A 5548-nucleotide genomic window follows, 5' to 3' on the forward strand; every position below is an offset into this window, starting at 1 on the left:
CACGGCGCCCGCCGGGGCGTCGGTGACCTTCCGGCTCGAGAGCGCCGGACAGGCCGCGGAGGGCATCGCGCCGAGTATCGCCAGTGCACGGGCCCTCTCCGCGTCCCTGACTCCCGCAGCCCAGGAGCGCAAGGCGTTCGGCGTCCCCGTGGACAGCCCTGTCGTCGCTTCCCCCTTCGGATACCGCGTCAACCCCCTGGGCGGATACGGACCCGAACTGCACACCGGCCTCGACTACGCGAGCGGGTGCGGGACCCCGGTCATGGCCGCCGATGCCGGCACCGTCGTCGACTCCGGCGAGCATGCCTATGGCGGCGGCCTGCGCATCGTGATCGACCACGGTGACGGCCTGAAGACCACCTACAACCACCTGAGCGTGCTCGAGGTGCCCGCCGGCACGACCGTGGCGCGCGGCGACCTCCTCGGAGCCGTCGGCACCACGGGCAACTCCACCGGGTGCCACCTCCACTTCGAGGTCCTGGTCAATGACGAGAAGGTCGACCCGCAACCCTGGCTGTGACCGACGGCCGACCTCCAGCGTCTGCAGACGGACAGGCGGACGGGCCGCCGGACGGGTAGACAGGCCGATGGACCGGGCCTGCCCGCAACCCTAGGGCAGCGGATCGCTGACGATCGCGGGATCCTTGTAGCCCAGGGGCATCCGGAGGCGGAGCGAATTGGGCTTCATCTCGAAGGCCATGTGCGTCGCCTTCCCGAGGGGGTCGCCGTCGAGCTGCACCTCGAGGGGCTCGCGCAGCGTGACCTCGGCGGTCCGGCACTGGAAGTACTCGAGCGAGGGGTCCTTGCTCCTGCCCTTCCCACGCGCGAAGAGCTTGCCCGCGACCGCCAGCCAGCCCAGCTTGCCCTTCGGCGCCACGGTCATGAGGTCCATCAGCCCGTCGTCGATCTTGGCGCCGGGGAAGATCTCCAGGCCCCCCATGATCTTTCCGCAGTTGCCGCCCATCACGCTGCGCAGGCGGCGCTCGAAGGGCCTGCCACCGTCCACGGAGATGGTGGTCCGCGCCGGCCGGCCCGGGAGGTTCCTGATCCCGGCATCCACGTAGGCGAGCCAGCCCACCTTGTCCTTCAGGTCGTCCCTGGTGTCGGACATGATCGCGGCGTCGTAGCCGATGCCTGCCATGACCAGGAACACGTGGGCGTCCTGCGCACGATCCACGGTCACGTGCACGACGTCGATGGACCGCTCGGTCCCGCGGAACGCGGCCTCGACGGCGGCATCCGGATCGTCGACGGCGATGTCGAGGTTGCGGGCCAGGAGGTTGCCCGTGCCCAGCGGAACGAGGGCCATCATGGTCCCGCTGCCGGCGAGCTCCTCGGCGACGCACCGGACGGTACCGTCGCCACCGGCCGCGATCACGAGGTCCACCCCGGCCTCGAGGGCCTCGCGGGCCTGCCCGTGCCCGGGGTCGTCCGCCGTGGTCTCGATCACGAGGGGCGCGTCCCAGCCGTCCTCGGCGGAGATGCGCTCCACCGCTCCCTGCACGTCGGACGTGGTGGCCTTGATGGGATTGATGATGAGCGCGGCGCGACGGCGACCCGATCCGGCATCCGCAGCCACGTCGGTGGTCGCTTCGATTGTTGCGTCGGTGGGCATGATGTCCTTCGTGCGGGAGTCAACGGGCGGGTCCGTCGAGCTTATCCCGACGGACCCGGGTGCCGAGGGTAATCTTTGACGGTGAACTTCTCCCAGCGGTACGTGGCACTCGGCGACTCCTTCACCGAAGGGGTGGGTGACTGGGATCCGGCGTCGCCCAACGGCGTCCGTGGCTGGGCGGACCGCGTCGCGGAGCAGCTCGTCCTCGCCGACAGGTCCTGGGGGTACGCGAACCTCGCCATCCGCGGCAAGAAGATGCGCCAGATCCTCGACGAGCAGATCGACGGCGCCCTGGCTCTCGAGCCGACGCTCGTCACCCTCTATGCGGGCGCCAATGACATCCTGCGGCCACGGGTCGACATCGACCGGCTCATGGGCCACTACGACGAAGGGATCGGCCGGCTTCGCGAGGCCGGTGCGGCCGTCGTGCTGTTCACCGGATTCGATGCCTCGGGGTCCGCTGTCTTCGGCACGACCCGGGGACGCACCGCCGTCTACAACGAGTGGGTGCGTGAGATCGCCGACACGCGGGGCGCGACGGTCGTCGACTACTGGCGCCTGCGCGAGTTCCAGGACTGGAGCTACTGGGACGTCGACCGCATGCACATGTCCACCGCAGGGCACACCCTCATGGCCGCCCGGGTGCTGGAGGCCATGGAGGCCTCGCACGCCATCGACCTGCCGGAACTGGAGGCACGTCCCGTCCTCCGGCGCGTGGAGCAGTTGAAGGCCGACGCGCAGTGGGCGCGGGAATACCTGACGCCCTGGGTGGGCAGGCGGTTGCGCGGAGTCTCCTCGGGCGACGATCTCGCACCGAAGTATCCGGTGCCGGTCCACCCGCACTGGGCGTCCGTTCCCGCCTGACGGTCCGCGCTCCGGCCGGGCCGTCGCAGGTGCGCGGCCGTCGGAGCGCGGCAGATGGATGATCCACACCGCCTGGCTGGTCCGTACCGCCGTCGCGGCGTCTAGCGGGCGGCGACGGAGTTGCTGCCCTCGGTGTCGACCGCGGGGTCGCCGGTGCTGTAGGTGACGGTGTTGTCCTCACCGTCGACGTCGATGTCCCGGGTGTCGTCGACCGTGACGACGTTCGTCCGACCGTCGACGTCGACGTCGGGCACGCTCGTCAGGGTGGCCGTGTTGCCGTCCCCCTCGACGTCGAGGGCCTCGGCGGATTCGCCGGTGATGGTGTTGTCGTCGCCGTCGATGTCGATGTCCTCGCATCCGCCGGTGATGTCGATCGTGGTGCCATCGGTTTCGATGTCGATGTCGCCGCCGCCGCTGCAGCTGATGCTGACGGTGGTACCGGGTGTCCCGATCGTGCGCTCGTCACCCCGGCTGAGGCTGACCGGCGCGTCCGTCGCGGATTCCGTCGCCGTCGATGCCGACGGGGCGCCGGAGCTCGCGGGGCTGCCGGACCCGGTCGGGGCGGCAGTGGACGGGCTCCCCGTACCCTCGGGTGTCACCGGAGCCGGCTCGTCCGCACTGGCCGTTCCGGTGGGCGCGTTGGCCGGCGGCTGCGTGGTGCCGTCGGTGCACCCGGTGAGCAGGGCGAGGGCCAGTGCAGCGCCGAGGGCGATGGACACGGCACGAGAGTCTCGGGGCATCGGGTTCTCCTCCAGGGTGTGGCCGGTGGGCCGCCGACCGGTACGGTAAGCCTACTGTCCATCTCCGTCCCGGACCAGAGCAGCGCAAGGTGCCCGGACCGGGGAGGGACCGGAGCCGCAGTGCAGGGAGGATCGTCGAGAATGGCACTCGGCGCCGTCCCCCGCAACCGTCGGGTGGCTCCCCGCCCCCGCCCGGTACCCGCCGGAGCGGTATGCCAGAATGAGCGGATGGCGGCGCACTGGCTCACACCCGACGAGCGGCGGGCATGGCTGGCCCTCTATGCGCTGACGTCGTTGCTCCCCGCGACGCTCGACGCCCACCTGTTCCGGGAGGCCCGGATCACCCTGTTCGACTACCACGTCCTCGCGATGCTCTCCGAGTCGGAGGGGCGGAGCCTGCCGATGAGTGAGCTCGCCGCCCGCTCGACGGCGTCGCTCTCGCGGCTCAGCCACGTGGTCAAGAAGCTCGAGGGACGCGGGTGGGTGGCCCGGCTGCCGTCCGACTCCGACGGCCGCGTCACCACCGCGTCCCTGACTCCCGCAGGACTCGAGATGCTGGCCGGTCTCGCGGTGGCCCATGTCGCACAGGTCCGCTCCACGGTCTTCGACGCGCTGGACGCCAGGGACGTCGCCGACCTCGAGCGGGTGGGCCGGAAGATCCTCCGGGGCATGGACGGCGCGCACTGGATCCTGTCCGACGGTGAGCCGGCTGTCGAGGCCGCGCTCGCCGGGGACCCGACCGCCGGCGCGGGAGCTGCGCCCGGGCACCACGAAGCACACAGCACCGGGCAGTGACCCGGCGCGGACAGGACGGCAGATGGACCAGCAGGCACAGTTCCGGCGTCAGCCCCGCATCCTCGCGATCGTGCTGGCAGGAGGGGCGGGTGGGCGCCTCGGTGCCCTCACCGACCACCGGGCGAAACCGGCCATGCCGCTCGGCGGCAGCTTCCGCCTGATCGACGTCTCCCTGTCGAACCTCCACCACAGCGGGATCTCCGACGTGTGGATCATGGAGCAGTACCAGCCCAAGACCATCAACGACCACCTCCGCAACGGACGGCCGTGGGATCTCGACCGCACGCGCGGCGGGCTGCTCGTGCTGCCCCCGTTCAGCGGCCACGAGGGTGAGGGGTTCGCCGAGGGCAACGCCGACGGCCTGCTCCGCCAGGCGTCCTTCATCCGGGACTTCGCGCCGGACCTGGTCCTCGTGCTCAGCTCCGACCACCTGTACCGGCTCGACTACCGCGACGTCGTCGACACGCACCTCCGGACGGGAGCCGCACTGACGATGGTCACCGTCGACTTCGACGGCGACGCCTCCCACCACGGGGTCGTGACCGTGGGCGACGGCGGCAGGGTGACCGGCTTCGCCTACAAACCCGAGGAGCCGCAGTCTGACATCGTTACGGCCGAGGTCTTCCTGTACACGGCCGGAACCCTGCTGGAGTCGCTGGATCACCTGCAGGACAGCCACGACGGCCTCGGCGACTACGGCCACCATCTGGTGCCCCACCTCGTGGAGCAGGGGTCCGTCGTCGAGCACAGGCTCGACGGATACTGGCGCGACCTCGGGACGCCCGCCAACTACCTGCGCGCCCACCTCGACCTGGTGGACGGCAAGGGGCTGGAGCTCGCGGACCCGGAATGGCCCCTCCTCACGGAACCGCCGCAGCTGGTCCCGGCGTTCATCGGCGAGGGCGCCGTCGTCAGCAACTCGCTCGTGGCGCCCGGCGCCACCGTGCACGGGACGGTCCGCCGGAGCGTGATCGGTTCGGGGGCGACGGTCGAAGCAGGCGCCGTGGTCGAGGACTCCGTCCTGCTGAACCGGGTCCGGCTGCGCAGCGGCACCCACGTCCGGTACGCGATCGTCGATTCGGATGCGGACCTCTCCGGCGACTACGCCGGGACCGCTCCCGAGGATCCCGCCGTCGTCGACCGGACCGGGCAGCTCGGCGACTGACCCGTTTTGGCCAGGCCTGATCCTGCCGGTAGTATGGTAGGGCGTTTGGCTGTGGCTGACGCCGACCCGTCCACGGACGGGGCGGAGTCCGTCCGGCTACCCGCGACTACCTGGAATGTAGGGCTGCGCCGGCCGAGAGGCCGTGCCGCCCGATCTTCACCGTCTTCCCCGCGGCGAGGCGCTTCGGCAGGTTCTCACCCTGCCAGGCCAACCTCCGGAAAGCTGCAGTAATAACGGTGTCATTACTGGTGGCGGGACGCCCCACAAGTGATTCCGTCACGTTCATCTAATCTGGAGGAGAGTTATGGCAGCCCACTGCCAAGTGACCGGAGCCGAGCCCGGCTTTGGACACAGCATTTCGCACTCGCA

8 protein-coding genes are annotated in these 5548 nt (G+C 70.5%); 5 read left to right on the forward strand and 3 right to left on the reverse strand.

Features of this window, described 5'->3' with window-relative positions:
• Window positions 1–520, forward strand: a 520-nt coding sequence (locus CVO76_RS11880; RefSeq protein WP_244185930.1) for a M23 family metallopeptidase, incomplete at its 5' end; no start/stop codon positions are given.
• 90 nt (window positions 521–610) lie between these two features.
• Here CVO76_RS11880 and CVO76_RS11885 read toward each other — a convergent pair.
• Window positions 611–1615 (reverse strand): diacylglycerol/lipid kinase family protein, encoded by a 1005-nt coding sequence (locus CVO76_RS11885; RefSeq protein ID WP_208739392.1) that lies wholly within the window; start codon window positions 1613–1615, stop codon window positions 611–613.
• Between the two features lie 81 nt (window positions 1616–1696).
• Between CVO76_RS11885 and CVO76_RS11890 the strand changes: the two genes are divergently transcribed.
• Window positions 1697–2479: an SGNH/GDSL hydrolase family protein gene (locus CVO76_RS11890; RefSeq protein WP_133081343.1), complete on the forward strand. Its 783-nt coding sequence runs from the start codon at window positions 1697–1699 to the stop codon at window positions 2477–2479.
• Between the two features lie 101 nt (window positions 2480–2580).
• Here CVO76_RS11890 and CVO76_RS11895 read toward each other — a convergent pair whose 3' ends face one another.
• Entirely contained in the window at window positions 2581–3219 is a 639-nt protein-coding gene (locus CVO76_RS11895) for a DUF3060 domain-containing protein (RefSeq protein WP_208739393.1), read from the reverse strand.
• A 228-nt stretch (window positions 3220–3447) separates the two neighbouring features.
• On the opposite strand from CVO76_RS11895, the gene CVO76_RS11900 reads away from it, so the two are divergent.
• Window positions 3448–4014: a MarR family winged helix-turn-helix transcriptional regulator gene (locus CVO76_RS11900; protein WP_133081341.1), complete on the forward strand. Its 567-nt coding sequence runs from the start codon at window positions 3448–3450 to the stop codon at window positions 4012–4014.
• Between the two features lie 22 nt (window positions 4015–4036).
• Window positions 4037–5179: a glucose-1-phosphate adenylyltransferase family protein gene (locus CVO76_RS11905; protein ID WP_208739394.1), complete on the forward strand. Its 1143-nt coding sequence runs from the start codon at window positions 4037–4039 to the stop codon at window positions 5177–5179.
• A 106-nt stretch (window positions 5180–5285) separates the two neighbouring features.
• On the opposite strand, the gene CVO76_RS11910 is transcribed toward CVO76_RS11905, so the two are convergent.
• Window positions 5286–5459 (reverse strand): hypothetical protein, encoded by a 174-nt coding sequence (locus CVO76_RS11910; RefSeq protein ID WP_208739395.1) that lies wholly within the window; start codon window positions 5457–5459, stop codon window positions 5286–5288.
• 24 nt (window positions 5460–5483) lie between these two features.
• On the opposite strand from CVO76_RS11910, the gene CVO76_RS11915 reads away from it, so the two are divergent.
• Window positions 5484–5548 (forward strand): large ribosomal subunit protein bL28 (locus CVO76_RS11915; RefSeq protein WP_432206158.1); only part of this gene is annotated, 65 nt, incomplete at its 3' end.

The sequence above is a fragment of the Arthrobacter agilis genome (genome assembly GCF_002953615.1).
GTDB classification, from domain to species: domain Bacteria; phylum Actinomycetota; class Actinomycetes; order Actinomycetales; family Micrococcaceae; genus Arthrobacter_D; species Arthrobacter_D agilis_B.

What these genes read in the sequence shown, in the direction of transcription:
- CVO76_RS11885 (WP_208739392.1), bottom strand. Translation starts at nt 1,615, where the DNA reads ATGCCCACCGACGCAACAATCGAAGCGACCACCGACGTGGCTGCGGAT.
- CVO76_RS11895 (WP_208739393.1), bottom strand. Translation starts at nt 3,219, where the DNA reads ATGCCCCGAGACTCTCGTGCCGTGTCCATCGCCCTCGGCGCTGCACTG.
- CVO76_RS11900 (WP_133081341.1), top strand. Translation starts at nt 3,448, where the DNA reads ATGGCGGCGCACTGGCTCACACCCGACGAGCGGCGGGCATGGCTGGCC.
- CVO76_RS11905 (WP_208739394.1), top strand. Translation starts at nt 4,037, where the DNA reads ATGGACCAGCAGGCACAGTTCCGGCGTCAGCCCCGCATCCTCGCGATC.